Source organism: Sphingomonas sp. BL-S-30, from assembly GCF_055521475.1.
In genome coordinates this window covers 2708198-2733954 of the sequence record NZ_CM145481.1, presented here as the reverse complement: position 1 = coordinate 2733954, position 25757 = coordinate 2708198, and the positions used below count along the sequence as shown (strand labels likewise).

Here is a 25757-nt window from a genome sequence, read left to right as displayed (position 1 = left end):
GCGTAATAAGGGAGAAGTTGATGGGTCGCGGCGGATGAACGAGCCGCCTGTTGGGAAGCCGCCCGGATGCCCTGAAGGTCATTTTATGGGTTGTCGCTCCCGCAAAGTTGCCGGGCGCGACCCGCCCCACTTTCGGAAATTGTGGCTCGTTCATATAGTGCGGCGATGATTGGGCCATTCGAACCGGGCTACTGGTCCAAGAACGTGGCTCAGCGCTCGTTCGGAGCAATGGTGGCTGGAGGGCGATATGTCGTCGCCGTACCCTTCGCTGATTTCGATGGCGACGTTCATCCTGTTGGCGAAGGATGGACTTTCTTGGGGGCAGCGTTCTTGCCGTACGACGATGGGCAATCGTTATTCGTTTCGCTCGACGGTGAGCGTGAATGGCACATCCGTCTGCAATGGCGGGCCGATGAACAAGCCGAGATCCTCGACCATTTCGATGCGTATGTTCAGCCGGGGATCGGCAGCTAACCACCCGATTGTGTTGAAAAAGGCAGGCTTGAAGTAGTCGCGGACTGGTGATTCAATGTTCCCGCGGGTGCGGGAGACGATCCGATGATGGGCGAGCGGACGGTGGCGCAGGAGGCGCTGTTCTACAGCTTCAACCTGGAGCGTCATGTGCCGGCAGATCATCTGTTGCGCTCGATCGACCGTTTCGTGGACCTTTCGGATATCCGCGAGCAGTTGCGGCCTTTCTACAGCGAGACGGGGCGGCCCTCGATCGATCCGGAGCTGATGATCCGGATGCTCATCATCGGCTACTGCATGGGCATCCGTTCCGAGCGCCGGCTGTGCGACGAGGTGCATCTGAACCTCGCCTATCGCTGGTTCTGTCGGCTGGGGCTGGAGGGCGACGTGCCCGACCACTCGACCTTCTCGAAGAACCGCCACGGGCGCTTCCGCGATTGCGACCTGCTGCGCCGGCTGTTCGAGACCACGGTTGCGCGCTGCATGGCCGAGGGTCTGGTCGGCGGCGAAGGCTTCGCGGTCGACGCCAGCCTGATCCGGGCCGACGCCAGCCGGCAGCACACGGTCGATCGCGACGACGACCTGCCGCCCGGGAGCGGCAGCCATGCTGTGCGCGAGTATCTCGCCGTCCTCGACGATGCCGCGTTCGGGGCGGCCACGCCCGTCGCGCCCAAGCAACTGGCGGTTGCCGACCCGGCCGCACGTTGGACCGCTGCATCGCGGGAGCGGGCGTTCTTCGCCTATTCGACCAACTATCTGATCGATCTCGATCATGCCCTGATCGTCGACGTGGAGGCGACCACGGCAGTGCGCCAGGCCGAGGTTACTGCGCAGCGCCGGATGATCGAGCGCACGCAGGAGCGCTTCGGCCTGTGGCCCGAGCGGCTGGCGGCGGACGCTGGCTATGGCGATGCTCCAAACCTGGCATGGCTGGTTCATGAGCGCGACATCCATCCGCACATCCCGGTGTTCGACAAGTCGGCGCGGCGCGACGGCACCTTCGAGCGTGCCGCCTTCACTTACGATCATGACGATGACAGCTATGTCTGCCCCGGCGGCAAACGCCTGCGCCCGAGAAACCGCAACTTCGCCAACCCTCGCAGCAATGTCGGGCAGGACGGCTTCATCCGCTACCGCGCCCGCCAGCAAGACTGCGCCGGCTGCGACCTGCGGCAGCGCTGCACGCCCAACATGCCGGCGCGCAAGGTCATCCGCTCAATCCACGAAGGCGCCCGCGATCTGGCGCGCGACATCGCCACCACCGACGCCTACGTCACCTCTCGCCGCCAGCGAAAGAAGGTCGAGATGCTGTTCGCGCACCTCAAACGCATCCTCAAGCTGGACCGCCTGCGACTGAGAGGACCAAATGGCGCCAAGGACGAGTTCCTCCTCGCCGCCACCGCCCAGAACCTCCGCAAGCTTGCCAAAATCATCCCGATGCAGACGCCGCCGCTCCCTGCCTGAGGTCCATCGGCCCCCGCGCGCCGCGCTCAAACCAACACTACGCTGCGGCCCAAGGGCGAGTTTTTCAACACAATCCACCCAGTCGCAGACGTTCACTCGAACTTGCATTCGCTCCGGTAGCGGACTGCCTCTGGCCTACTTATGATGCCGGCATGCCAAGGGTTATCGTCCCTCTTTTCGCGATCGCGTTATGCGCCTGTGGCCGATCGCCCAACGTCACGGCCCCGCAACCTGCGGAACAGGAGATCGCACCACTATATCTTCCGTTCGACAACTCCACCGGATTTCTCGACGGCTACTCTCTGAAGGTGACCAACCAAGGCAACCTTTTCTTAGCGTGCCAATAAACGACGCCACCTTGAAGGATTATCTTAGTCGGTGGTCGGAACGCCCGCATGACGCCGGTGGTCTATTTGTCGCATTTGAACCGGGTATCTCCCTGACCCGTGCAGAATGGGTTCGACGGCAAGTGGTCAACAGCGGTCTCCGCGCCCAGCGACGCTGCCGGGAGGTTGGGTGGGACGTAAAGAGGCCCATTGTGAACTGAATGTTTTCAGGCCGGTGGTGAGCGAAAGCGGACTGACCGCTAACCACCCACGCTTGAATATTTTGCGGAACCGCGACGCTCCTGGGACCTGCCGATCAACCCAGATGAACGGGCGTGCATTTTGGGGCGGGATCCCGCGAACGCTGAACGTCCGCAGCTGGGCCTGGTCGGCTCGCACATTGGGCGGAATGACGGCCTGCGGATGATTGAGGCGATCCGCGCATCTGGATAGAACGATGCGACTCGCACGGGTGGCTGCCGCTCTGTCCAGGCTCCGGCTAAAGGCGTCAGCGCGTGTGCTAAGCATGTTCTCAACCGCCCGGCGGGTCACCCCGTTTCCCGCATCGCCAACATCGAAAAGATGGCTGCCCAAGACGGATCATGTATCGATGACATTCGCTACATTCTTGAATCCACTGGAGAATGATCCGTTTCTGAGGCAATTGGCGCTGACCTCTTGCCAATCGGTGGATGCGTAACCTAGCTTCGGCGTGCGCCGCTTTCAGCGCGGCGCCGAGGCGTGAGAACCTCGCTTAGCGACTGACGGATCCGCTTTCGCGGGCCGGGTGGCCTGCGCGCATGTCCAAGCCGTTCGCGGCCAAAGGCGTCGGCGCATGTTTCCTAAGCATGTTCTCATCACCCGGCTTCCGCCGGTCCAGCCTCGCGATGGGAGGCAGGTCGCTTGGAGCGGGTTCTGGAAGTTGGCGAGGGGCGGTGCATCTGCCGTCGTGCCCGGTGCCGCTGAGCCTCGGCAAGCTCGGCGAGGAGGCCCTCGACGACAGCATGGCGGCTTGCGCGGCACCTGCGCCGCCGGTGCCGCTCGATCTCGCGTCGCTCTACCGGTCCCAGCGCTCGCGCCTGTTGCGCTTCTTCCACCGGCGCACCGCCGACCCGCATGAGGCGCAGGACCTCCTGCAGGAAACCTTCGTCCGCGTGATGGGAGTCGAGCATGGGCCGACGTTTCGCAAGCCGGAGGCCTATCTGACGCGCATCGCCCAGAATCTGGTGCGCGACCGCGCCAAGACCCGGGCGCGGCGCTCGGCATCGGCGCATGTCCTTGCCGATGAGACGATTCTCGCCGGAACGGATCAGAATTGCCTGCTCGAAACCCGCGATCTGCTTGACCGGCTGGAGCGCGCCATGCTGGAGCTTCCCCAGTCAACACGGGACGTCTTCATGGCACATCGACTCGAAGGCCTGACCTATGCCGAGATCGCCGCGCGGTCGGGCCTCACGGTCAAGCAGGTCGAATGGGCGATTGCGCGATCGATGGTGGAGCTCGACCGGGCCCTAGGCCCGCGCTGATGGTGCCGCCTCCCATCGATCCGGCGGCCGAGGAGCGACTGCGACAGGAGGCAGGCGAATGGTTCGCGCGGATGCGCGGGCCCGATGCGGAGGGCCATCGCACCGCGTTCGAGGCCTGGATCTCGGCGCATCCTGACCATCTCGCCTTTTACGATCGGATGGTGCTGCGCTGGCAGCAGGCCGGCCTGGTCGGGCACACCGATGTCGGGCAACGCCGCGAAGGGCTGCCGCCGCGGCGCAGGGCGGTGCCGGCCGCGCGCTATTATGCGCTCGCTGCCTCGGTGATCGTTGCGGTCTTGATTGGCTTTTCGGCCTGGCTGTGGTCGCCCGGGCGATCCGGCGGCGGGACTGCGGGGATCGACATCGCGCGCACGGCGGTATCGTCGCCCGTCGGGATACGCCGCGTCCGGCTCGCCGATGGTTCGATCATCACGCTCGACACCCAGACCAGCGTGACGGTGCGCCTGACCCCGTCCGAGCGCCGGATCGTCCTCGTGCGCGGCCGCGCGCGTTTCGAGGTCGCCCATGATATCGGTCGTCCGTTCATCGTGTCGGCCGGCGACGACGAGGTGGTCGCGCTGGGCACGGTGTTCGATGTCAGCCTGGTGTCCGGCCGACCACGGGTCAGCCTGCTGCGCGGGTCGGTAGAGGTGCGGCGTGCGCCGCGTGCCGCGACGGGTCAGGTGCGGACGATCGCCCGGCTGGTCCCGGGCCAGTCCTTTGCATTGGATAGCGACGCGCCCGTCCCGCTGACCGCGCCGCCCGCCGATGCGGCCTGGGCGTCGGGCATGCTGGCGTTCGACGGCGCTCCGCTGAGCGAGGTGCTTGCCGTCGTCAATCGCTACTCCACGCGCGAGGTGACGATCGACGAGCCGGGGCTTGCGACCCTCAAGGTCACCGGCACGTTCAGGGCCGACCGGCCCGACCAGCTCGCCGCGACGTTGGCGGCTGCGTTCGGACTTGAAGCTGCGCCGCGCGGTGATGGGTTCGTTCTGCGCCGCCGGAGACCGGCGCAGCCCTAGCCGACTGCCGTCGCGCCGCGGCTGGTTGTCATTCTCGAAAATTAATTTCGGTCGGCTCCAGGGAAACCCGTTCCGCCGTCGTCAAGGCACCCCAGGCGACCCGCGATTTTAGCGGGCGCATGGGGAGAAGCAGGATGCGCGACCGGAATTTTGGACGGGGTTTCTTGGGGCTGAGTGTTGCGGCCGCAGCGTTCTGCGTGCTGCCGGCAGCAGGCCAGCAGGCAGGCTCGCATCGGTTCGACCTGTCCGAGCAGCCTCTCGGCGCGGCGCTCCGCTCGGTCTCCATCGCGTCCGGCGAGGCGATTGTCGCGCCTACGGAGCTGGTCGCGGGCAAGCGCAGCCGGGAGCTCGCGGGAAACTATTCGACCGAGGATGCGGTGGCCCGGTTGCTCGATGGAAGCGGGCTCATGGCCGTCAGGGTCGGAAACGCGCTGGTGATCCGGCGCCAGTCAGCCGAAAGCGCGCAAGACGCCCAAGGCGAAGGGGAGGGTGCCGGTGACGGCGAGGTCGTCGTGACCGGCACCCGAATCCGCGGGCGGGCGCCGGCGGGCGCGTCGGTGATCACGATCGACCGCAAGGCGATCGAGCAGAGCGGCTACGCGACGACCCAGCAGGTCCTGCAGGCGCTGCCGCAGAATTTCGGGGGCGGCCCGAACGAGACGACGTCGGCGACGGCGCGCGGCAACGCCGATTCCAATACCAGCTATGGTGCCGGTCTCAACCTCCGCGGGCTCGGGGCATCCTCGACCCTGGTGCTGCTGGCTGGCGAGCGACCGCCGATGGCCGGTGTCTCCGGCATCTTCACCGACCTGTCGATGATCCCGGTGAGCGCGATCGAGCGCATCGAAGTGCTGCCCGATGGCGCCTCGGCGCTCTATGGGTCGGACGCGGTGGCGGGCGTGGTCAACATCGTGCCGCGCAGCCGCTTTCGCGGGCTCGAGACGTCGCTGCGCCAAGGTTTCGGTAACGGCATGCACGAATTCCAGGGCAGCGCCATCGCCGGTACCGGCTGGTCGAGCGGGCAGGTGATGCTGTCCTACGAATATTATTTCCGCAGCCGGCTCGCTGCGGCGGACCGCCCCTATGTCAGCGAGGATCTCCGGCGCTACGGTCTTGGCGATTTCCGTGGCGCCGCCGGCGTTCCCGGCACGATCACCGCGGGCGGGCGGCGCTTCGGCATCCCGGCGGGTCAGGACGGCACGGCCTTGCGGGCGGCCGACCTCCTGCCGGGCCAGCTCAACCTGCTCGACCGCTATGCCGGTTCCGACATTCTCCCGCAGCAGGCGCGCCATGCGATCTTCGCCAGCGCGCGCCAGTCGCTCGGTGACCGTCTTGAGCTGCATGCGCAGCTGTTGTTCGGCGATCGCCGCTATGCGGTGCGGCGGCCGACGGCGCGCAATGCACTGACCCTGACCGTGCCGGTGACAAACCCCTTCTATGTGGATCCGATCGGGACGCACCAGCCGGTACAGGTGGCGTATAATTTTCTCAACGACCTCGGCTCGGAGAGCGGTCGCGGTTTCAGTCAAGCGCTCGGCGCGACCTTCGGCGCCGACCTCAGCCTGGGCCGCTGGAACGTGGCGCTTGGTACGACCTATGGACGGCAGGTCGAAGGCCTGACGGTCTATAATCTCGTCAACACCGCGCGCGCGGCGCTCGCGCTGGCGGACACCAGCCCGACAACCGCGCTCAACCTGTTCGGTGACGGCACCGCGAACAATCCCGCGACCCTCGACAAGATCCGCGGCACGCTCACCAGCGGCGGTCGTTACGGTCTCTGGGCGTTCCAGCTGCGCGGCGATGGCCCGCTGTTCGCGCTCCCGGCGGGCGATGTCCGGCTGGCGGTCGGTGCCGAGCACCGTCGCGAGCATTACAGGAGCGACCCGGCAGGCCTCGACATCACCGCGTTGGCTCCCGTCGTATCGACGGCGAGCGCGTTCAGGGGCGCGCGCGAGGTGACCGCCGCCTATGCGGAGCTTGCCCTTCCTTTGTCCGATTTCGACGGGAACGGTTTCGGGATCGGCCGCCTCGACCTGTCGGCCGCGCTGCGCGGCGAGCGGTACGCCAGGATCGGCGATACGCTCAATCCGAAGCTGGGGCTTTCCTGGGTGCCGGTCCGGGCCGTCCGGTTGCGGGGCAGTTTCGGAACCTCGTTTCGCGCGCCGAGTTTCGGCGACCTCAGACAGGATGCCAGCACCACAGCCTATTTCGCCTATCCGGTACCGAACCCATCCGCGCCCGGCGGCGTCACCAATGCCCTGATCGTCCGCGGCAACGATCCCGATCTCGGCCCCGAGCGCGCGACCACCTGGACGGCCGGCATCGACCTGCGCCCGGACGCGCGCTCCGGCCCGCATGGCCAGCTGACTTATTTCGGAATCCGGTATCGCGACCGCATCGTGAACCTGTCTTCCGCGCTGCTCACCTATTTCAGCGACCGCGCGGTCTACGCGCCGATCATCAATATGCAGCCCGATCCCGCGGCGGTCGCGGGCTATTATGCCAGTCCCTATTTCCTCCCGCTGACCGCGATCCCGGCAACCGCGATCAGCGCAGTCGTCGACGCGCGAACCCAGAACCTCGCGTCGCAGCGTATGTCGGGACTCGACTTCGACCTGGGCTATCGGTTCGCGCTGGCCGGCGGGGATGCCGAGCTTGGCGTGAGCGGCAGCTATCTGATCGACTTCCGGCAGCAGCTGACGGCGACCGCGCCGCCTGTCACGCTCGTCGGTACGATCGGCAATCCCCCCGATCTTCGGCTGCGCGGACGCGGGACCCTGGCGCTTGGCGGCTTTGGCGCTGCGCTGTTCGCCAATTATGTCGACGGCTACAGCAACGCCACCAGCGGCACGCCCAAACCGGTGGGGAGCTGGCTGACCTTCGACCTGCAGCTGAGCTATCGCACCGGCGAGGCCAGCATTCTTCCCGGCCTTTCCTTCTCGCTCAGCGCCAATAATCTGTTCGACCGCGATCCGCCGCGTGCGGCCTATCTGCTCGGCACGACCACTATCGGCTATGATGTCGAGAATGCCAGCCCGCTCGGGCGCGTCGTGGCGCTCCAGGTGAGCAAGCGGTGGTAAGGCGGCTGGCGGGGGCGGGCGCTGCATGGCTGATGATGGTGGCGTCTCCGGCGTTAGCGGAGGATTGCCGGGCACGCCTGCTTCCTCCCGCAGCCATTGACGCCGTTCCAAGGCGCGCGATCGACGCCGAGGACCTGATCGAGCTGCGCGACTTCGGGATCGCCATCGACGTGCCGGGTGGCGAGCCGCCATTCTCGCTGTCGCCGGACGGCTCGCGCCTCGCTCTGTTGCTTCGGCGTGCGGACGTGGTGACCAACAGCTATTGTCTGGGGCTGGTCGAGATCGACCTGAAGTCTCGGGCGGCGCGCCTGCTCGATGTCGGCGGCGAGCCGACGCTGATCCTGTACGACATCCACGGCATTGCCGATCAGGGAACCGGCGCGTTCGATGCGTTGCGCCCGCTCTGGTCTCCCGACGGCCGGTGGATCGCCTATCAGCGCCGGATCGGCGGCGTGACCCAGCTCTGGCGCGTGGCTGCCACGGGCGGTCCTGCGGAACAGCTGACGCATGGTCGAAGCGATATACGCCGCTTCGCCTGGGCCGGGGACAGCGACCGTCTTGTCTATGCCGTGCGCGACGGCATTGCCGAGGCCCGCGCGGCCAGTGCGGGGGAGGGCGACAGCGGCTATCTCTACGACGCCCGTTTCTGGCCGCTGTCGGGCGTAGCGCCCGAGCCCAGCGCGACGATCCCGCTCGCCTATTTCACCTATGACGTCTTGAACGGCATGGCGCGCGAAACGAGCGCGGCGGAGCGCGCGGTGCTGCTGCCCGCCGCCGATCCGCGCTATCCTGCCGGCACGCTGCTGCATGCCGAGAGCGGGACGGGCGACCTCGCCTGGGTCGCGCGCGCAGCGGGGCAATATCAGGGTCCGCAATCGCTCGCCGCGCGGGTCTCCGGCACGCTCTATCCCTGCACCGCAGAGGCCTGTGACGATCGCATCATCGGCCTGTGGTGGTGGCGTCCCGACGAAATCCTGTTCCTGCGGGACTGGGGTACGCGACGACTAGGGGAGCTCGAATTCTTCCGGTGGCGTCCGGGGAGCGCGCCGGTGTCCATGTCCCGGACGACCGATCCCCTCAACGGGTGCCTGCGCCAGGACGACACCCTGCTCTGCGGCCGTGAGGCAGCGGGCCAGCCCCGCCGGCTGGTCCGGATCGATCCGGCAGGGGGCAGCGACCTCGTGTTCGATCCCAATCCGGAATTCCAGCGTCTGCGTCTCGGAAAGGCGCAGCGATTTTCCACCGTGGCGGAAGATGGCGCGAAGGCCTTTGGTGATCTCGTGCTGCCGCCCGACCATCGGCCGGGCCAGCGCCATCCGCTTGTCGTGGTCCAGTATAATACGCGCGGCTTTCTGCGCGGCGGGACCGGGGACGAATATCCCGTGCATTTGCTCGCATCGCGGGGCTACGCGGTCCTGAGCTTCCAGCGCCCGCCGAGTGCCGCCTATGGCAAGCCTGTGCCGGATCTCCTTGCCTATCAGAAGACCAACATGGCGGGCTGGGCGGATCGCCGGCGTACCTTTTCGGCGCTCGACAGGCTGGTCGATCGGGTGGTCGCGACCGGCACGATCGACCCAGGCCGCATCGCGATCACCGGCCTGAGCGACGGGACCGCCACGATCCAATGGGCCTTGCTGCACAGCAGCCGGTACCGCACGGCGATCATGAGCACCTGCTGCGAGGATCCGTCGACGGTCTCCATTGCCGCCGGGCCGGCGTTCGCCGCCGAGACTCGCGCCTGGGGCTATCCCCCGGCGGGGCGAGACAATCCGGATTTCTGGCGGGAATATTCGCTCGCCCGTAACGCGGATCGGGTCGAAGCGCCGATCCTCGTCCAGGCTGCCGATCGCGAATATCGCCTGGCGCTGGAGACGGTCGCGGCCATGCGTGAGGCCGGCAAGCCCATCGAGCTCCATGTCTTTCCCGACGAATATCACATCAAATGGCAGCCGCGGCACCGTCGCGCGATCTATGAGCGTGTCCTCGACTGGCTCGATTTCTGGCTGCTCGGCCGCGAGGATCCGCTCCCGGCCAAGTCGGCTCAATATGCCCGCTGGCGCGCCTTACGATCCGGCCAAGGTTCAGCCGAGCCGGCCCGCCCAGGCCCGTAGCCACGCCTCGATCGAAGCCAGTCGGAGCAGGCGGTTGGCGGCCATGTTGGAGATACGCGCCTCGACGGTGAGCAGGGCGCCGATCGCCGGCAGGTCGATCAGCCGCTGCTCGGCGAGGCTCCCGCCGAGCAGCAGGTCGCGGACGACGTCCCGATTGTGGGTGAGGAGCGCATGCGTGAAACCGCCGAACCCGCCCTTGGTGCCGCGGGCCAGCGTGGTGGCGGGAAGCAGGTGTCGGAACGCGGCACGCGCGACCGCGCGGTTCCGCCCGTCGCGGCACCAAAGCCAGCTGGGGATCGAGAGACATGTCTCCACCACCGGTTGGGCGAGGAGGGGGGCGACGACCGGGGCCTGCTCGGCGCGGGCGGCCCATTCGAACTGTCCCTGCATGAGGACGAGCACCCGTACATAGGCCTGAACGCCGGGTAGCGTCCCGCGCGGCGCGGGAAGCCAGGGATGGGCGGGCATCGCCTCGAGCGCCTGGGCTGCCGGTGCCAGGAGAGTGAGGTCGTACGGCCAATGCCGCGGCCGGCGGCGCAGCAATCGGCGCGCCGCGAGCCGCAACGCTTCCGTCCGGGAAGCCCCGGTCATCCAGGCGAGGTCGTTCAGGGTCGCGAGAAAGGCGCCGACACCTTCGCAGCGGAGGCGGTCGAGTGCCGGCGCCACCGTCTGGAAATACCAAAGCACGTTATCGCCGCCGCCGCCCGAGAGGAACGCGTCGCACCCCATCTCAGCGGCAGCGCCGAGGACCGCATGATCCACTGCCTGGCTGAAAGCACGAGCGGTCGGCCGCGGCAGCGCCGCGGCGTCAGAGCGGCGGAGATCGACGGCGCCAACGTCGAGCGTCACGCTGCGCCACGGAAAGCCGAATGCCTGGGCGACCTCATGCGCATAACCGGTCTCGTCGAGATCGGTATCGCTTCCACGCACGGTCACGCAGCGAGCCTCACGCCCGGCGAGGTGAAGCGCAGCGGTCACGATCGAGGAGTCCACGCCGCCTGACAGCTCGCTCAGCGGCCTCTGATAATCGGCGGTGAGTGCTTTCACCGATAGCGCGATCACCTCACGGACGCGGCGCGCCGCCTGGTCGAACGCGGGCGGGTCGCGCCAGCGCTCCGCGTAGCGATAGGGCGACCATAGAGTCTTGGTCTCCCGCCGTTCCGGCGTCACCGTCATCGCCGTGCCCGGGACCAGTTCGGTGAGACCCTCGAGTGCCGTGCGTGCGGTCCGTCGGCCGATGAACTGCAGCTCCGATCGGATCTCCGCCCAGTCGATCGCCAACCCAGTTGCGCCTGCCTCTAGGGCATTTAGCGCATCCGAAGCCACCACCATGCCGGCGTCGCTCGTTCCCATATAGCAGGGCACGGCGCCCGACGGGTCGCGTATCACGATCAAGCGGTCGTCCGCTGCGAGCAGTGCGACATAGCTTCCCCAGAAGCGTTCCATCAGCGCCGTACCGCCCGTCGCGACCCAGTTTTCGGCGGCCTGCCTGGGTACCTCCCGAAGCATCGCCCCGCTGCAATCGAACAGCCGTCCCCAGATGACGCCGAGCCCGTCCGGCAGGATCAACGCGGTCCCCGATGGCGCGCCGTGAAAGCGGATGCCCGGCCGGTGCGCGGTCGCGTCGAGCACCAGACGCGACACCAGGCCGGCTGGCGGCGCCGGTGCGGGGCGTCCCCAATGCGGCAGGACGGCCGTGAACCGATCGTGCCTCATACGACCAGGATCGGTGTGAACGCTCTGACGTGATCTGCGTCGTCGTTCAGAATCTCGGTTGGCGACTGGAGCCAGCAATGCGCTCGAAACGGGTTTGCGATCACGCCGAAGATCGCCCGGGCATCGCTGCCGCGGCGATGCAGGAAATCGAGCATCGCGAAGGAGGCGGGAAGGCAATCGCCTTCGAGAGCGCGCGGGCCGCGCGCAAATTGAAACTGCGACGCGAAGCGCTGTGGCGGCCCTGGATTATCCGGGCGCATCGCTCGCGCGCGGGCGATCAGTCCGTGCAACCCGCCTGTCGCCAGGCGGCGCCGCGTGCGGTGGACGCTGAGGCGCGCGCCGCTCCATGCGCGCAGGGCGCCGAGCGGCGTCGAAGGCGCCGTCGCTCTCGGAAGCGAGTCGATGGGGATCGCCATCTCGACCGGCTGCGGCCGCAGGGTGGCGGCAGAAGCGCGAAGCAGGCCGGCCTCGACCAGCAGCGGCACCGCGGGAGGCGGTAGATCGGGCCTGTCGTCGCCGAGCCATGCGCGAAAGGAGTGCGTCATCCCGCCGGGCAGGGCGAGATACCGGTCGGCCTGCACATCGAGAAAGACCACCGCGTCCGATGCGATGCAGAAGCTGACATGTGGCGGGAGTTCCCAGCCCATGATCCGGGCGCCAGGCGCCGACGGCCAGCGCCGCCGGCGCCCATAGCGTCAGTCCTCGTCGGACAGACCGATTTCCCGCAGGCCGACGCCGACGATGTCGACTTCGGGGATCGGGAAGCCCTGGGTCTCGGCGGTTGCCGCGCCGAGGTCGATCAGCTTGGTCATGTCACGGTCCTTTCAGATTGCCGCAAGGATTTGCGGCATTCCAAGGATCGGACGGGTTTTGGGATACCCGAAGTTTATACGGCAGATATTTGGCGAATGTTTGGATCGCTGCGACGCAGCATCAGGCCGGACCCCGATGAAGCGCGCGGACGAGCTGCGGCACCGCTGCGATTCGCCGGCGGTGATAGGAGCCCAGCAGCGTCCTGAAGGTCCTGAGGTCGGCCCGGATCAGCGCCTCCAGCTCCTCCTGCGTGTCCGGCAGGATCGCCGGTTCGATCAGCCGGATCTTGTACAACCGGTCGTTGATGCCCTTAATCGCCATCGCGTGCTCGCGGTTCGAGGAGCGCTCGGCGATCGCGGTGAACAGATGCTCGACCTGTCCGGCGACTGCATCGGTCGGCTCGCCGGGGCGGTAGCTGAAGCGCGAGGCAAGGCTCGACTGCAGCGCGATCCTGAGCAGTTGCTGGTTCCAGTCATACAGGTCGCGGAGGTCGGGTTCGGTCGCCTTGGGGATGGTGAACCCGTCTGCCCCCGCCTCGACGAGCCGTTCGCCGGCGAGCCGGTGGAGCGCGTCGCGCACCGGCGTGATGCTGGCCACCAGCTGCCCGGCCAGATGCGCGGGATCGAGGCGGTCGCCGGGTGCGGTCCTGCCCTCGCGCAGCAACTGCTTCAGGCCCGCATAGACGCGGTCGAATACGGGCGCCGGGTTCATCATCGCGTTCACCTCTCGGCGCCCGGATCGGCATCGGCCGCGTCGAGGCCGCGCCGGAAGTCCGAGACCATCGCCGCCTGGTCCGGCCGTAGCGCATCCACCGCGCCGATCCGTTCGGGGAGCGCGGCCTCGAGGAGGATCGACGGGCACTGGCCCTCGTAATTGCCGAGATTGGGCCGGTGCTGCCGGTAGCCGACCAGCGCCGCCAGGTCGGCCGGGAAATGGCGCGCGACTGCGGGCGGATAGGCGAGCCATTGATTCTCATACGGCTTGAGCCAGCCCAGGCAGTAGCTGACGATCATGCCGCGCCGGACCTCGTTGCTCCGGTTCCCGCCGGCGCCGTGGAGCGTCGAGCCGAGGAAGAGCAGCGCCGATCCCGGCGGAATCTCGGCCGGCCGGCACGGACCTGGCTCGCCCTGTTCGAGCGCCCGCGCGCCATGGCTGTCGGGATAGATCAGGGTCGCGCCATTCTCCGCCGTGTAGGGCGTGAACGGCCACATCACATTAACGAGATACTCGACCTCGCCCTTCACGCCCTCCCACATGTCCTGGTCGCGGTGCGGCAGCTGGCGCGGGCTGCCTGGATGCAGCTCGATCGCCTGGCTGAGGTTGAGCTGGATGCAGTCGCACCAGGGGCGCAGCACGCGCTCGACGATGTCGATGATGATGGGGTGCTGGATGAAGGCGGCGGCGTGCGCCGATCGCGCGAGCAGACTGCCCAGGCGCTTGGTCCGCTCGCCATAAAAGTCGCCCTGGCAGAACAGGGTTCGTTCGAAATGCGCCTGCAGGTCTGCATCGAGGTCTGCGACCAGCGTCTCCGGCACGAGATCGGGAATAACGCACCAGCCTTGATCGAGCAGCGCTGCCGCCAGGCTGGCGGATTGTTCGGATTCTGCCTTGAGTGCGGTTGCCATGGTTTGTCTCCGGATGGGTGGATCAGGCGGCTTGCTGCCCGGTGCTCGGGTCGATGATCGCGGCGGGTGCGATGCCGGCGCGTGCGAGCAGCGCCGGCGTGTCCGGCGTGATGTCGATCTGCAGCGCGCCGAGCATCGCGCCGCCGACACGGCGCGGCGGCCCGAGCGGTTTGCAGTCCCAGCCAAAGGCGAGGATCTGCTGCAGCCAGCCCATCTCCGCCACGCCGGTATAGGTTTTGATGCCGGCCGAGAGCGCGAACTCGGCCAGTGCGGTGACCAGCGTATCGCGGGTGACGCGGCGCTGCCGGCCGCTCTGTTCGGGGTCCAGGCAAAATCGAGTGATTTCGCGAACCGCCGGGCCGTGCGGGATGGGCAGCTCGCTCAGCTCCGGGAACAGCGTGTCGAGAATATGCGGCCGGTCGGTTTCGAGCAGCCGTGCCGAGCCGAGATGCGCGCCGCTCGCATCGGTCAGCACCAGATAGGTGGCATGGGGATCGTCGAACTGGTCGACCTCATAGTGCCCGGCGAGGACGGGCACGTCCCATTTGAGCAGGTCGATGAAGACACGCTTGCGCGCTGCGAACATCGCCCGCAGCACCGCGTCTTCGCCGGCGCCGCCCGCGGAAACGGTGGATAGAAACACTGGCTTTCTCCCGTCTGGTGATGGACGGGAGCAGACCAAATGCGCCGTTGGCGCGACATCCCCAGTTCTGGGGGGTTGTCAGCGCTTCAAGATGTCCGCGAAGGTGATCAGTCCGTCGAACAGCGCCCAGACCGCCAGCATCGCCTGTTTCGGCACATCGTAGCGCGAGCGTGCCAGCTTGAGATGCTCGATCACGGTTTCCTCGCTGAGGCTGAGGATCTGTGCGATTTCCCAGGCGCTCTTGCCGCGCGCCGCCCACAGCACGCACTCGCGCTGCCGATCCGTCAATACCGGCGGGCGACCCGGCGCGACATCGCGGATCTTGTTCAGGCGCCGCGCAGCCTCGAAGGAGAAGGCGCCGATTGCCTCGATCAGGGGTAAGGTCCGCTCCGGCATCGCGCGGGACGGTTCCACCGCGAACGAGCAGGACCCGCTCATCTCGCCCGGCACATGTGCCGGTACGGTGAAACCATCACCGATGCCTTCGCGCCGAGCCCGCTCGAGCACATGCTCGTCGGCACGGGTAAGCTTGATCATCGCGGGGACGTTCGACCAGATGAAGCCGGCATTGGTGACCTGGCTTGCCCGGTGCACCGGATCGGATACGCTGAGACCGTTGTTATCGAACCACTCGACCCACGGTTCCGGATAATTGTGCAGGCGAATCGCCTGTCCGTCAGTCGAGGCGAAATGCTGGGTCAGTGCGAAATACTGAAATCCCATGCCGCGGCAGGCTTGCTCCAGGGCGTGTTCCAGTTCCTGGTTGGTAACCGCAGACTTGATCAGCTCCAGGAATTCCCGGCAACGTGTCAGTTCAGGCATAGCTCCTTTCGACCTCGGGGGCGTTCCCAATCCGCCTTGTCCCTCGAATCGCCTTGTTCGGGTCGCGATCGCCTGGCCTCATTTTCGGCAACAACGACGTAGCAGTTGCTTGCCTACAAGCATGGCAACAGCAATAAGGCTATTGCGGTTTGCAGTGCAACATCAGCGATTTAACCCCCATTTCTTGGTAAAGCGTAACCTGAGAATTTATGATCGGATTGCCCTCACATTTGTTGTGGGGAAAATTCATGCTCGCTCGGGCAGCACGGGCCCTCAAGTGCTTCTGGTCAACTTGTCGAGGATTCCGCGAAAACATGCTTGCAGCCCCCGCAACCGGGCAGGCTGCTTCTTTGTGACGCGAGGCCCGCACGCCGGCATGCCCGATGGCAGCGATCCGGCGCAGTATCGCTGGCTGGTGAAGCTCGACCGGCCCGGCTGGGCCTGGGAATGGCTGCGCCGTGATACCGCGTATGTCGGTAGCACCCCGTCAAAGGCAATCACAACGGCCGCCGGGCCCCTGTTGCTCGAGGAGGCTCCCGATCTTGCTCGGGGGCTGTTGTTTCGCGGAGAATCCGGCGACGCCTGCGTGGCGCGCACGGATTTTCTTCGATGCCGCGACGGACCCGTCAGTCCTGCCATGCGATGTCGCCGGCGAAGATCCTTCCGGGTTCGATCTGGCTAGCGTCGGCTGCTTCTCTGCGGTGCTGCGCGGCAAGGAGCCCCTGGAGCATGTCCTGCTGACCGACGGTCTGCACCGGCTCAGGCTCGATGTCCGTGGTGGGACAGTGACGAGAGCGCCGGTCCGTCTGCGGTTCGCCTTTGACGGACTGAAATCGATCGATGCCCCGCTGATGACTTTGCGTCGCCTGGTGGCGTTTGACCGCCGCGGTGCCATGCCGCTCGGCCTGTTCGGCACGGAGCGCAGGACCGGCCGCTGGATTGCGGCCCTGCGGGCCGACGACGCCCGGCGTGCCGGTGCCAGCCAGCGCGACGTCGCCGGCCTTCTGTTCGGACCGGATCGCGCTCGAAACGATTGGGTTGAGACGTCTGACTATCTCCGCTCTCAGGTCAGACGCCTCTTGTCCTTTGGTGAGCGCATGCGGTCGGGAGGGTGGCGGGACCTGCTGCTTTCGGGACCGGGCGCCTGAGAGCCGCCTGGTAATAGGGTAGCTGGCGGATGGCAGCTCCCGGCGGCGCAGCGCGTCGGACTTGCTGCCGGGGCCTTTTGGCTTCGAGAGGAAAGCCGGCGATCTTGCGTCCTGCTATTTTGCCAGTTCGGTCCTCACCAGGTCGACGAGCTTGCCGCGCTCAAACGGCTTTCTGAGGAAATGGGTCGCGCCTTCTCCCAGCGCGACGCCGGCTTCGAGATGGCCCGAGGTCAATATCATCGGGAGGGTCGGGAATCGCTGTCTGACGATCCCCAGAAGGTCGAGCCCGTCGACCGAGCCGGGCATGCGAACGTCGCTGAGGATAAGGTCGGCAATCTCCCCCGAGTCGAGTAGGCCCACGGCCTGATCGCCGTTAAAGGCTTCGATGACGACATACCCGGCCTCGCGCAGCGCATCGGCGATGAGCAGCCGGATCAGCTGCTCGTCCTCGACCACTAGGATCCGCATGCGGTGCCACGCCGGATTTGTGTCGCATCGTCCATCTGCATTCGTTTCCATCAACATGGCTGTGACCGCTAACGTGGGGCGGGGACGGCAGTTCCGCGCAAGGGACGTCGAAGCCTCGCCTGCGCGATATCGTGCGGTGCCTGGGTGCGCCGGCGGACTGGCCGTGACCGGGGCAAGGTCGGAAGGTTCGGAGCGACATCAGCAATGGTTGGGAAGCCTTCGGCTCCCCCGGGGGGAGCCGAACGCGGGGGATCAAGGGAGCGCGCACTGGCGGCCTTCTTCGAAGCCGCCAGGGGTCGCGCGTTTTTGAGCCCGCGTGGCACACTCGGGAGCGCCTTGGGGGCGCGGCGGCGGCTGGCCCCCAGGCCCGCGCGCACGCCGCCGCGCCAATGGCGGCGCCCCGAGGGTGCGTCTTTTGTTAGGCGCGCCCTGCGGGCGCGCGTCAGCGGTCGAGCGTTACCGTCACCGGGCAATGATCCGAATAATGGGTCGCCGTCGCATAGGGGATTTCCTCGAAGGATTTGAGGTCGCCGGCGGCGCGCCGGTCGAGCGCGACATGGTCGATGAAGTCCTGGTAGCGCCGATCGCAGCGTGGCGTGATGCCCTGGTCGGCGAGGGTCAGGTCCGCATCTGGCGGCGTTGCATCGTCGAGCTCGGCCCAGACCGGATCGCCGGGGGCGGCGAGGCGCCGGTTCCAGTCGCCCAGCACGATGAAGCGCGTCGGGCCGGCTGCGGCCTTGTCGATCCAGCGTTCGAGCTGGGGCACCTGCTGGAGCAGCGTCGCGCAGGCCGGACCCTGAGCGCCGGCGAAGCAGCCCGACTTGAGGTGGATGGCGAGCAGGCGAAGCGGCTGGCTATTGGCCGGACGGATGGTGATGTCGACGCCGGAGCGCAGATTGGGATTGCCGAGCTGGAGATCGGTGACGTCGGGCGCGCGGTCGAAGGCGAGATCCTTCCGGATCGCGAACCCAACCGCCTGGCGGATGAACGGCTGGGTGGGATTGGCGCCGCCGCAGGTGCCGCCGGCCTCGCCGGGGCGCTGTTCCATCACGATCGTGTAGCGCGCGGGGTCGAACACGCGGGCCGCGGCCCTGGGGTTCTCCGCTTCCTGGAAGGCGATCACGTCGGCGCCGAGATTGTCGGCGATCGCGCGCATCGCGGCATAGTCGGCTTGCTTGCGTGGCTGGCAGCCGGTGCCGTCCTTCCCGGCCAGGAATTCGAGGTTCCAGCTGGCGATCCTGAGTCCTGCGGCGGCTTGGGGAGCGCTTTGGGCCGGCGGGCGCGGAAGGACGCTCGTGCAGCTGGCGAGCAGGGCGGCCATGGCCAGGGCGAGGGGGAGACGCATGATCATCCTGCCTGACTAGTCGGTGGGCGACGGGGGCGGCAAGGACAAGGAGCATGTGGCGCCTCGCGCTGCAGGCGCGACCGCGTGCTACGGTGCATCCCCGCCCTTCGGGCGGGTGCACCGCCGAGCCCTTCAGTCTCGGCCATAAGGTGACGCCCGCTGGCGCGTGGTGCGGAGGCTGCTGTCGCAGCCGCGTTGTTGGTTGTGCCTCTCCCGTCGAGCGGGAGGTGGCCGGCGCTCCCGGCTAGGCCCGCCGCGGCCGACGGCAACCCTGCGCTTGGCGCTTCGGGTGCTCCACTTCGTTCCGCTCTGACGATGCCGCCGGCCGCTCGCTGCGGGCCTTCTCCGTCCGCTTCGCCGCCCACCCCCCGCTCTTTGCGGGGAGGCATGGTGATTTTGGCGGCGAGGAGGATGCGATGCGCAAAGCCGCTGGACGTGACGCCAAGCCCGACCGGGCCGATCTGTATGAGGAGGTGACCGCCCGGATCATTACCGAGCTGGAAGCCGGGCGCTTCCCCTGGGTGCAGCCCTGGGGGAGAAAGGGGGCGGGGCCGGGGCTCCCCCACAATGCCGCGACCGCGCGGCCCTATTCGGGGATCAACATCCTGCTGTTGTGGGGGGCGGCGCAGGAGCGCGGCTTTGCCGCGCAGGGCTGGCTGACGTTCCGGCAGGCGCTCGGCGCGGGCGGATCGGTGCGCAAGGGCGAGCAGGGGACGATGGTCTTCTATGCCGACCGGTTCATTCCGGGCGCCGAGAAGGCGAGGGCGGCGGATGCCGGTGAGGACCCCAAGGCGGTGCCGTTCCTCAAGCGCTTCACTGTGTTCAATGTCGAGCAGTGCGATGGCCTCCCCGAGGGGTTGGCGGGCAGCGCGGAGCCGTTGCCGGAATGCGAGCAGGTACCGCTCGCCGAGCAGGTCATCGCCGCGTCGGGCGTACCGTTCCGGATCGGCGGGGCGGAGGCCTATTATGCGCCCGGACCCGATCTGGTGGTGGTGCCGCCGCAGCGCGCGTTCCATGCCCCCATCGATTTCTACCGCACCGCGCTGCATGAGCTGACCCATGCCACCGGCCATGCCAAGCGGCTGGGGCGCAACCTGCTCAACCCGTTCGGCAGCAAGGATTACGCCCGCGAGGAGCTGGTCGCCGAGCTGGGCGCCGCATATCTCTGCGCCGCGCTCGGCATCGAACCGACCGTGCGCCATGCCGATTATCTCGCCTCATGGCTGGAGGTGCTGCGCGACGACGATCACGCGATCTTCCGCGCGGCGAGCCATGCCAGCAAGGCCGCCGACTGGCTGCTGACGCGCCACCGCGAGGCGCAGGCGGCGCAAGCCTCTGTCGCGCTTCCTCAGGCCGAGAGGATCGCCGCATGATCCTGCTCCCGGACGATCTGCGCGCGGCATTGCTGGCCAATGCCGCCGCGCATCAGGCCGCCCAGCGTGACGGTACCGCCGAACCGGACCCCGTACCGGTCTTGAAGCTGTTCAATCCGATGGGCGCCGCAACATGGCTCGCGACCGAGCTCGATACGGACGGCGACACGCTGTTCGGGCTCGCCGACCTCGGATTCGGCTATCCCGAGCTTGGCTCTTTCAGCCTGTCCGAACTCGCCTCGGTGCGCCTGAGATTCGGGCTCGGCATCGAGCGTGACGCGGATTTCCGAACCGCGTTCGCGCTGTCGGCATGGGCCGACTGGTCGCGCCGCTCGGGCTCGATCCTGTTCGCCGAAACCCTGCTGCGCCGCGTCGCGCTGGGGCGCGGCACCCTCGAGGTTCCCCCCGGACCCTGAGTCCGGCGGAAATGGCGCGCGGCGCGCCTTTCCGCCGCATCCCAAGCAAGGAGTGTAACCCATGAAACTGCAATTCATCGCGCTCGACCGGCTCTCGGTCAGCAAGGCAAACATGCGCCACGGCAAGGCCGTGCCCGATGTCAGCGACATCCTACCCACCGTCCGCAAGCGCGGCGTGATCCAGTCGCTATTGGTCCGGCCGGACGCGGAAGACGGGCATTTCCTGATCGATGCGGGCAGCCGCCGCTTCCATGCGGCGGGGATCGACGCGGCCGAGAAGGAGATTGCGCGCAGTGCCTATCTGCTGCCCTGCGGCATCCTCGAAGACGGCGACGATGCCGCCGCCATCGAGGCCTCGATGATCGAGAACATGGCGCGGCTCGACCCCGACGAGGTCCGGCAATGGGAAGCGTTCACCCGGCTGGTCAAGGAAGGCCATAGCCCCGAGGGCATCGGCCTGACCTTCGGCTTGCCCGAGCTTGCCGTGCGCCGCACGCTCGCGCTCGGCAACCTGCTGCCCCGCATCCGCGACCTGTATCGCCGGGAGAAGATCGACCGGGTGACGATCCGCCATCTGACCATGGCGAGCAAGGCGCAGCAAAAGGACTGGCTCGCTTTGTTCGACGATCCCAAGGCGCATGCCCCGACCGGGCAGCAGGTCAAGGCATGGGCGCTGGGCGGCAGCACCATCCCGACCGGCCACGCGCTGTTCCCGCTCGACGGTTTCGCCGGGCCGATTGTCGCCGACCTGTTCGGCGAGGGCGGCTATTTCGGGGACGCGGATATCTTCTGGACTGCGCAGAATGCCGCGATCGAGGCGCGCCGCGCCGCCTATCTGGAAGCGGGGTGGAGCGAGGTCGCGATCCTCCCGCCGGGTGAGCATTTCTATTCCTATGAATATGAAAAGACGCCCAAGAAGAAGGGCGGGCGCGTCTACATCGCCGTCCGGTCCAATGGCGAGGTGACCTTCCATGAAGGCTATCTCAGCCGCCGCGAGGCAGCGAAGCGGGCCAGGGGAGAAGCACCGGAGGCGGTCGTCAAGATCTTGCGCCCGGAGATCACGTCCGGCATGCAGGCCTATATCGACCTGCACCGCCACGCCGCCGTCCGCGCAGCGATGCTCGCCAAGCCCGGTGTCGCGCTCCGGCTGATGGCGGCGCATGTGATCGGCACCGGCAGCCAGTGGAGTGTCCGGCCCGATGGGCGGAACGCGCCGAGCGACGCCGTCGCCGAAAGCGCCGAAGGCGCCCCCGGCGAGACGGTGTTCGACGCGAAGCGCCGCGCCGCCTTGGCGGTGCTGGGGTTCGGCGAGGACGATGCCAATCTCAGCCATGGCCGGGGCGTCGGGCATGAGGTCAGCGCGGTGTTCGAACGGCTGCTGGACTGCCCGACGCGGTGGTGCTGGAGCTGGTCGCGGTGGCGATGGGCGAGACGCTGGCACGCGGCTCCGCCGAGGTGGAGGCCTTGGGCCTGCATCTGGCGGTCGACATGGCCGACTGGTGGCAGGCGGACACGGCGTTTTTCGATCTGATCCGCGAAAAGGAGGTGCTGGTCGGCATCGTCGGCGAGGTCGCGGGCGAGCGCGTCGCCGAGGCCAATAAGACCGAGAAGGCAAAGACGCTCAAGGCCATCGTCACCGCCCATCTTGAGGGCGCGGACGGGCGCGCGAAGGTCGAGCGCTGGGTGCCGCGCTGGATGGCGTTTCCGCCCGCAGCCTATACCGGGCGGGGCGGCGTCGGCACGATCAGGGCGCATGCCCGCGTGCTGGGCGCGCGGCCCGTCCTGCAGGAGCCCGAACAGCCCGTCGAGCAAAAGCTGGCGGCGTGATGCCGTGGACACGGGCGGCCGGGAGGCCGCCCGTGTCTTCATGGACCCTTGAAATCCGGCCGCGCCGCTCGCCTCTTCGAGGCAAGCGGCGCGGCTTTTCCTTTTGGATGTCGGATAGGCATCCCGCCTGGAAACCCTGTGTTTCCGCACGCTGGCATGACGGGGCGATGCGCCCGGCAGTCCGGCAGCCTATCTCCAGTCGCAGGCGCGGTCCGCGACGACCATGCCGTGATAGCAGCGACGGGAATGTTCATGAAGAAGATCGGCTTTCTCTCCTTCGGCCATTGGTCAGGCTCGCCCCAGTCGGCGACCCGTTCGGCCTCCGACGTGCTGCTGCAGTCGATCGATCTCGCCGTCGCGGCGGAAGAGCTCGGCGCGGACGGCGCCTATTTCCGGGTGCATCATTTCGCGCAGCAATTGGCCTCGCCGTTTCCGCTGCTGGCGGCGATCGGCGCGAAGACGAAGCGGATCGAGATCGGCACCGGCGTGATCGACATGCGCTACGAGAATCCCTTCTACATGGCCGAGGATGCCGGGTCGGCGGACCTGATCAGCCAGGGCCGGCTGCAACTGGGCATCAGCCGCGGCTCTCCCGAGCAGGTGATCGAGGGATGGCGGTATTTCGGCTATGCGCCAGGCACCGGCGAGAGCGATGCCGATATGGGCCGCCGGCACGCCGAGGTGTTTCTCGACCTGCTGAAGGGCGATGGTTTCGCCGAGCCCGCGCCGCGCCCGATGTTCCCCAATCCGCCCGGCCTGCTGCGCCTCGAGCCGCATTCCGCCGGTCTCCGGCGCCGTATCTGGTGGGGCTCGGCGTCCAATGCGACCGCGCTCTGGGCGGCCCGGCAGGGCATGAATTTGCAGAGCTCGACGCTCAAGGCCGACGAGAGCGGCGAGCCGTTCCATGTCCAGCAGGCGAAGCAGATCAGGCTGTATCGCGAGGCGTGGAAGGCGGCGGGCCATGACTGGACACCGCGCGTCTCGGTATCGCGCTCGATCTTCGCGCTGATGGACGATCGCGATCGGGCCTATTTCGGGCGCGGAGACAGCAGCGACCAGATCGGCGTCATCGACGACATGCGCGCGATCTTCGGGCGGTCCTACGCCGCCGAGCCGGACACGCTGATCGAGCAATTGCGGGCCGACGAAGCCCTCGCCGAGGCGGACACCGTGCTGCTGACCGTGCCCAACCAGCTGGGCGTCGACTATAATGCCCATGTCCTGGACGCCGTGATCACGCATGTCGCGCCGGCCCTGGGCTGGCGCTGACCCAGCTCGCTCGGTTGACGGCCGGGGCGTCCGCCCGGCGCCATTGCTGGCCTCGGGGCGCTTGTCCCGGACCTTGATTGGATGCGGTGCGCGTGGTGGGTCCGGCTGCCGCAGGGCGCGCGACCAGTGCCGCACCGACCAGATGTTCCCGTTGCCTCAGCCGCCACGCGGCCTCGAGATGGCTGTCTGGCGGAGCGCGGCCTTCATGCCTGCAACGGCTGCGCCGTCCTCCACTGCGTTCCGGCCCCAAGGGTGCACGCAGGCCGCATGCCCCGCCCGACCGACGCCATCGAGGCCGCAATCGGGCGGCTTCGACCAAGCATCTGGAGGTTATCATGGCACAGATTGGCAGCTTCACCCGCGACGACGCCGGCAATTTCACCGGCACGGTCTGCACCTCGGTTCTCAAGTTCAAGGCGGTGATGAAGCCGTCGCCCAAGGACAGCGACAAGGCGCCCGACTATCGCATCACCGCGAGCAACGGTGCCGAGGTCGGCGCCGGCTGGGTCCGGGCCGCGCGCGAGACCGGTGCCGAATATGTCTCGGTCAAGCTCGACGATCCGGCCTTTCCGGCGCCGATCTACGCGACGCTGGTGCAGGGCGATGCCGGCGAGCACAAGCTGATCTGGTCGCGCTGAGCGGCCGGCTGCGGCGCCCTTCGGGGCGCCGCACTTCTTTGCACGTCCGTCCGGGGGTGTCGTTTTCCGGGGGGTGGCGTTTTCGACACTGCACCCGATCGTGCCGGACCGGCACCTGTCTGCGTCCGGCAGGCCCTGAGCCCGCCAGCAACGGGACGGGCCGATGGACGACGACGAGCATGACCGGGCCGAGAGCGCGAGACGCGGCAGCCCCTATCTGACGACGGCGCAGGCCGCCCATTATCTCGGCATTTCCGAGCGCACGCTGCAGCGGATGCGTGGCGGCAAGCGCAAGGATCCGGGGCCGACCCCGCGCCGTCATGCGCGCATGGTCCAATATCATATCGACGATCTCGACGCCTGGTCGCGCGCCAGCTTCGAGGGGAAGAAATCATGACGCCCGAGGAATCGAAGGACGTTGCCCGCGCCTGGCGCTGGATCCTTTTCGGGCTCGCCTGCTTCTGGGTGACGGTCGTCATGGCGGTGTTTCCGCCGGCGCCGCGCCTGGTCTGGAACGCGAGCGACAGCGCGCCGCGCGGGCTCTACCGCGTCTTTCCCGGCACCCTGCCGGCGCGCGGCGACATGGTGATTGCCTGGGCGCCCGAGCCTTATCGCCGCCTCGCGGCGATGCGCCATTATCTGCCCGCCAATGTGCCGCTGGTGAAGCGCGTCGTGGCGCTCGACGGTGACCGGGTATGCGCGGCCGGTCGCTCGATCCTGGTCAATGGGAAACTCGTCGCGCATCGGCTGGCGGTGGATGGCAAAGGCCGGGCAATGCCGTGGTGGCGCGGCTGCCGGACCCTGACGTCACGTGACTATCTGCTGCTGATGGACGCCCCGGCCTCGTTCGACGGCCGCTATTTCGGGATCAGCCGTACCGACCAGCTGATCGGCAAGGGCAGGCCGCTATGGACGCGCTGAGGCTCGCGCTTGCGCTGCCGTCGCTCGTCCTTGCTGTCCCGGGTAGCGCCGACCCGGTGGCGCGCTGGCAGCCGTTCATCGCCGAGGCGTCGCACCGCTTCAGCATTCCGGAGGAGTGGATCGAGCGGGTCATGCGCGCCGAGAGCGGCGGCGCGACCAGCCGGGACGGGCGGCCGATCCGCTCGTTCAAGGGCGCGATGGGCCTGATGCAGCTGATGCCGGCGACCTGGGCGGACATGCGCGCGCGGCTCGGGCTCGGCGCCGATCCGGACGATCCGCGCGACAATATCCTGGCCGGCACCTGTTATCTCCGGCTGATGTACGACCGGTTCGGCTATCCGGGATTGTTCGGTGCCTATAATGCCGGGCCGGAGCGCTACACCGCCTGGCTCGCGGGCAGGTCGCAGCTCCCCGCCGAGACGATCGCCTATCTCACCGCGGTCGTGCCTGAGGGACGGAGCGCGCCCGCACCGGCTGCGCCGGCGCCGCCGCCGACCCTGTTCGCGGTGCGCCGGGAGGGTGATGCTGAACTGGCTTCCGAGGCTCCCGACCGGCCACGATCCTCGCTGTTCGCGGTGCGGAAGGAGCCGCAATGACGGCGCGTGGGGAAGGGGGCTGGTCGTGGTCGTCCCAGCATGACGGGCGGCGCAGCGGCTATCAAGGCCCGCGGGTGCCCCCCAATTTGCTGCGCAAATCGGTTCCCCCCGCGTCCGCTTCGCGGCGCCTCCGCTAT

The 25757-nt window shown here is 67.6% G+C and carries 25 protein-coding genes and 1 pseudogene; 17 read left to right on the top strand and 9 right to left on the bottom strand.

The annotated features are described in order from the left end of the window. The first annotated feature begins 165 nt into the window (after positions 1-165). The 6 genes from ACZ1I5_RS12730 (at position 166) to ACZ1I5_RS12705 (ending at position 10000) form a co-directional block, all read left to right on the top strand. On the top strand, positions 166-474 hold the full coding sequence (locus tag ACZ1I5_RS12730; RefSeq protein WP_465169617.1) for a DUF3601 domain-containing protein: 309 nt from the start codon (positions 166-168) through the stop codon (positions 472-474). Positions 475-558: 84 nt separating this feature from the next. Further along, entirely contained in the window at positions 559-1935 is a 1377-nt protein-coding gene (locus ACZ1I5_RS12725) for a transposase (RefSeq protein WP_465169616.1), read from the top strand. A gap of 1261 nt (positions 1936-3196) precedes the next feature. After that, on the top strand, positions 3197-3787 hold the full coding sequence (locus tag ACZ1I5_RS12720; RefSeq protein ID WP_465169615.1) for an RNA polymerase sigma factor: 591 nt from the start codon (positions 3197-3199) through the stop codon (positions 3785-3787). Continuing rightward, entirely contained in the window at positions 3787-4809 is a 1023-nt protein-coding gene (locus ACZ1I5_RS12715) for a FecR family protein (RefSeq protein WP_465169614.1), read from the top strand. The genes ACZ1I5_RS12720 and ACZ1I5_RS12715 overlap by 1 nt, the downstream gene beginning before the upstream one ends. Before the next feature lie 164 nt (positions 4810-4973). Continuing rightward, positions 4974-7889, top strand: coding sequence for a TonB-dependent receptor domain-containing protein (locus ACZ1I5_RS12710; protein WP_465169613.1), 2916 nt, complete (start codon positions 4974-4976; stop codon positions 7887-7889). Further along, positions 7883-10000 (top strand): Atxe2 family lasso peptide isopeptidase, encoded by a 2118-nt coding sequence (locus ACZ1I5_RS12705; RefSeq protein WP_465169612.1) that lies wholly within the window; start codon positions 7883-7885, stop codon positions 9998-10000. The genes ACZ1I5_RS12710 and ACZ1I5_RS12705 overlap by 7 nt, the downstream gene beginning before the upstream one ends. Here the strand turns inward: ACZ1I5_RS12705 and ACZ1I5_RS12700 are convergent. From ACZ1I5_RS12700 to ACZ1I5_RS12670, 7 genes are all read right to left on the bottom strand, one after another. Then, the gene (locus tag ACZ1I5_RS12700) at positions 9971-11716 is read right to left on the bottom strand and encodes an asparagine synthase-related protein (protein ID WP_465169611.1); all 1746 of its coding nucleotides are present in this window, start codon (positions 11714-11716) and stop codon (positions 9971-9973) included. The two genes, ACZ1I5_RS12705 and ACZ1I5_RS12700, sit on opposite strands and share 30 nt — an antisense overlap. Continuing rightward, complete coding sequence (locus ACZ1I5_RS12695; protein WP_465169610.1) at positions 11713-12363, bottom strand: lasso peptide biosynthesis B2 protein; 651 nt, start codon at positions 12361-12363, stop codon at positions 11713-11715. The genes ACZ1I5_RS12700 and ACZ1I5_RS12695 overlap by 4 nt, the downstream gene beginning before the upstream one ends. A gap of 48 nt (positions 12364-12411) precedes the next feature. Next, positions 12412-12528 carry a hypothetical protein gene (locus ACZ1I5_RS12690; RefSeq protein ID WP_465169609.1) on the bottom strand — a complete coding sequence of 39 codons (117 nt, stop codon included), beginning with the start codon at positions 12526-12528 and terminating at the stop codon, positions 12412-12414. Between the two features lie 121 nt (positions 12529-12649). Further along, complete coding sequence (locus ACZ1I5_RS12685) at positions 12650-13243, bottom strand: GntR family transcriptional regulator (protein ID WP_465169608.1); 594 nt, start codon at positions 13241-13243, stop codon at positions 12650-12652. A 5-nt stretch (positions 13244-13248) separates the two neighbouring features. Continuing rightward, a complete protein-coding gene (locus ACZ1I5_RS12680; protein WP_465169607.1) occupies positions 13249-14154 on the bottom strand; it encodes a phytanoyl-CoA dioxygenase family protein in 906 nt (301 codons plus the stop codon). 22 nt (positions 14155-14176) lie between these two features. Beyond that, a complete protein-coding gene (locus tag ACZ1I5_RS12675; RefSeq protein WP_465169606.1) occupies positions 14177-14797 on the bottom strand; it encodes an acyl-homoserine-lactone synthase in 621 nt (206 codons plus the stop codon). 78 nt (positions 14798-14875) lie between these two features. After that, positions 14876-15619 (bottom strand): helix-turn-helix transcriptional regulator, encoded by a 744-nt coding sequence (locus ACZ1I5_RS12670; RefSeq protein WP_465169605.1) that lies wholly within the window; start codon positions 15617-15619, stop codon positions 14876-14878. Between ACZ1I5_RS12670 and ACZ1I5_RS12665 the strand changes: the two are divergent. Beyond that, positions 15519-16082, top strand: a pseudogene (locus ACZ1I5_RS12665) (hypothetical protein); the annotation flags it as partial. The gene ACZ1I5_RS12670 and the pseudogene ACZ1I5_RS12665 overlap by 101 nt on opposite strands. A 79-nt stretch (positions 16083-16161) precedes the next feature. Further along, positions 16162-16767, top strand: a complete 606-nt coding sequence (locus ACZ1I5_RS12660) for a DNA -binding domain-containing protein (protein WP_465169604.1) — start codon at positions 16162-16164, stop codon at positions 16765-16767. A gap of 114 nt (positions 16768-16881) precedes the next feature. Here the strand turns inward: ACZ1I5_RS12660 and ACZ1I5_RS12655 are convergent, their stop codons facing one another. After that, positions 16882-17292 (bottom strand): response regulator, encoded by a 411-nt coding sequence (locus ACZ1I5_RS12655; protein ID WP_465169603.1) that lies wholly within the window; start codon positions 17290-17292, stop codon positions 16882-16884. Between the two features lie 385 nt (positions 17293-17677). Beyond that, positions 17678-18580, bottom strand: a complete 903-nt coding sequence (locus tag ACZ1I5_RS12650) for an endonuclease/exonuclease/phosphatase family protein (RefSeq protein WP_465169602.1) — start codon at positions 18578-18580, stop codon at positions 17678-17680. A gap of 416 nt (positions 18581-18996) precedes the next feature. On the opposite strand from ACZ1I5_RS12650, the gene ACZ1I5_RS12645 reads away from it, so the two are divergent. From ACZ1I5_RS12645 to ACZ1I5_RS12605, 9 genes are all read left to right on the top strand, one after another. Next, a complete protein-coding gene (locus tag ACZ1I5_RS12645; RefSeq protein WP_465169601.1) occupies positions 18997-19953 on the top strand; it encodes an ArdC family protein in 957 nt (318 codons plus the stop codon). Then, complete coding sequence (locus tag ACZ1I5_RS12640) at positions 19950-20369, top strand: DUF2958 domain-containing protein (protein ID WP_465169600.1); 420 nt, start codon at positions 19950-19952, stop codon at positions 20367-20369. The genes ACZ1I5_RS12645 and ACZ1I5_RS12640 overlap by 4 nt, the downstream gene beginning before the upstream one ends. Before the next feature lie 61 nt (positions 20370-20430). Continuing rightward, positions 20431-21900 (top strand): ParB/RepB/Spo0J family partition protein, encoded by a 1470-nt coding sequence (locus ACZ1I5_RS12635; protein WP_465169599.1) that lies wholly within the window; start codon positions 20431-20433, stop codon positions 21898-21900. Further along, positions 21858-22196 (top strand): hypothetical protein, encoded by a 339-nt coding sequence (locus ACZ1I5_RS12630; protein WP_465169598.1) that lies wholly within the window; start codon positions 21858-21860, stop codon positions 22194-22196. The genes ACZ1I5_RS12635 and ACZ1I5_RS12630 overlap by 43 nt, the downstream gene beginning before the upstream one ends. Positions 22197-22448: 252 nt before the next feature. Continuing rightward, a complete protein-coding gene (locus ACZ1I5_RS12625; protein ID WP_465169597.1) occupies positions 22449-23465 on the top strand; it encodes an LLM class flavin-dependent oxidoreductase in 1017 nt (338 codons plus the stop codon). Positions 23466-23800: 335 nt separating this feature from the next. Further along, the gene (locus ACZ1I5_RS12620; RefSeq protein ID WP_465169596.1) at positions 23801-24103 is read left to right on the top strand and encodes a DUF736 domain-containing protein; all 303 of its coding nucleotides are present in this window, start codon (positions 23801-23803) and stop codon (positions 24101-24103) included. 163 nt (positions 24104-24266) lie between these two features. Beyond that, positions 24267-24500: a helix-turn-helix domain-containing protein gene (locus ACZ1I5_RS12615; RefSeq protein ID WP_465169595.1), complete on the top strand. Its 234-nt coding sequence runs from the start codon at positions 24267-24269 to the stop codon at positions 24498-24500. Continuing rightward, positions 24497-25024 (top strand): S26 family signal peptidase, encoded by a 528-nt coding sequence (locus ACZ1I5_RS12610; protein WP_465169594.1) that lies wholly within the window; start codon positions 24497-24499, stop codon positions 25022-25024. The genes ACZ1I5_RS12615 and ACZ1I5_RS12610 overlap by 4 nt, the downstream gene beginning before the upstream one ends. Next, positions 25012-25620, top strand: a complete 609-nt coding sequence (locus tag ACZ1I5_RS12605; protein WP_465169593.1) for a lytic transglycosylase domain-containing protein — start codon at positions 25012-25014, stop codon at positions 25618-25620. Before ACZ1I5_RS12610 ends, ACZ1I5_RS12605 begins: the two co-directional genes overlap by 13 nt. The last annotated feature ends 137 nt before the right edge of the window (positions 25621-25757 follow it).

What these genes read in the sequence shown, in the direction of transcription:
- ACZ1I5_RS12625 (WP_465169597.1), top strand. Translation starts at nt 22,449, where the DNA reads ATGAAGAAGATCGGCTTTCTCTCCTTCGGCCATTGGTCAGGCTCGCCC.
- ACZ1I5_RS12685 (WP_465169608.1), bottom strand. Translation starts at nt 13,243, where the DNA reads ATGATGAACCCGGCGCCCGTATTCGACCGCGTCTATGCGGGCCTGAAG.
- ACZ1I5_RS12730 (WP_465169617.1), top strand. Translation starts at nt 166, where the DNA reads ATGATTGGGCCATTCGAACCGGGCTACTGGTCCAAGAACGTGGCTCAG.
- ACZ1I5_RS12640 (WP_465169600.1), top strand. Translation starts at nt 19,950, where the DNA reads ATGATCCTGCTCCCGGACGATCTGCGCGCGGCATTGCTGGCCAATGCC.
- ACZ1I5_RS12630 (WP_465169598.1), top strand. Translation starts at nt 21,858, where the DNA reads ATGGCCGACTGGTGGCAGGCGGACACGGCGTTTTTCGATCTGATCCGC.
- ACZ1I5_RS12645 (WP_465169601.1), top strand. Translation starts at nt 18,997, where the DNA reads ATGCGCAAAGCCGCTGGACGTGACGCCAAGCCCGACCGGGCCGATCTG.
- ACZ1I5_RS12695 (WP_465169610.1), bottom strand. Translation starts at nt 12,363, where the DNA reads ATGGGCTGGGAACTCCCGCCACATGTCAGCTTCTGCATCGCATCGGAC.
- ACZ1I5_RS12610 (WP_465169594.1), top strand. Translation starts at nt 24,497, where the DNA reads ATGACGCCCGAGGAATCGAAGGACGTTGCCCGCGCCTGGCGCTGGATC.
- ACZ1I5_RS12620 (WP_465169596.1), top strand. Translation starts at nt 23,801, where the DNA reads ATGGCACAGATTGGCAGCTTCACCCGCGACGACGCCGGCAATTTCACC.
- ACZ1I5_RS12680 (WP_465169607.1), bottom strand. Translation starts at nt 14,154, where the DNA reads ATGGCAACCGCACTCAAGGCAGAATCCGAACAATCCGCCAGCCTGGCG.
- ACZ1I5_RS12635 (WP_465169599.1), top strand. Translation starts at nt 20,431, where the DNA reads ATGAAACTGCAATTCATCGCGCTCGACCGGCTCTCGGTCAGCAAGGCA.
- ACZ1I5_RS12670 (WP_465169605.1), bottom strand. Translation starts at nt 15,619, where the DNA reads ATGCCTGAACTGACACGTTGCCGGGAATTCCTGGAGCTGATCAAGTCT.
- ACZ1I5_RS12615 (WP_465169595.1), top strand. Translation starts at nt 24,267, where the DNA reads ATGGACGACGACGAGCATGACCGGGCCGAGAGCGCGAGACGCGGCAGC.
- ACZ1I5_RS12690 (WP_465169609.1), bottom strand. Translation starts at nt 12,528, where the DNA reads ATGACCAAGCTGATCGACCTCGGCGCGGCAACCGCCGAGACCCAGGGC.
- ACZ1I5_RS12655 (WP_465169603.1), bottom strand. Translation starts at nt 17,292, where the DNA reads ATGTTGATGGAAACGAATGCAGATGGACGATGCGACACAAATCCGGCG.
- ACZ1I5_RS12700 (WP_465169611.1), bottom strand. Translation starts at nt 11,716, where the DNA reads ATGAGGCACGATCGGTTCACGGCCGTCCTGCCGCATTGGGGACGCCCC.
- ACZ1I5_RS12650 (WP_465169602.1), bottom strand. Translation starts at nt 18,580, where the DNA reads ATGCGTCTCCCCCTCGCCCTGGCCATGGCCGCCCTGCTCGCCAGCTGC.
- ACZ1I5_RS12605 (WP_465169593.1), top strand. Translation starts at nt 25,012, where the DNA reads ATGGACGCGCTGAGGCTCGCGCTTGCGCTGCCGTCGCTCGTCCTTGCT.
- ACZ1I5_RS12715 (WP_465169614.1), top strand. Translation starts at nt 3,787, where the DNA reads ATGGTGCCGCCTCCCATCGATCCGGCGGCCGAGGAGCGACTGCGACAG.
- ACZ1I5_RS12725 (WP_465169616.1), top strand. Translation starts at nt 559, where the DNA reads ATGATGGGCGAGCGGACGGTGGCGCAGGAGGCGCTGTTCTACAGCTTC.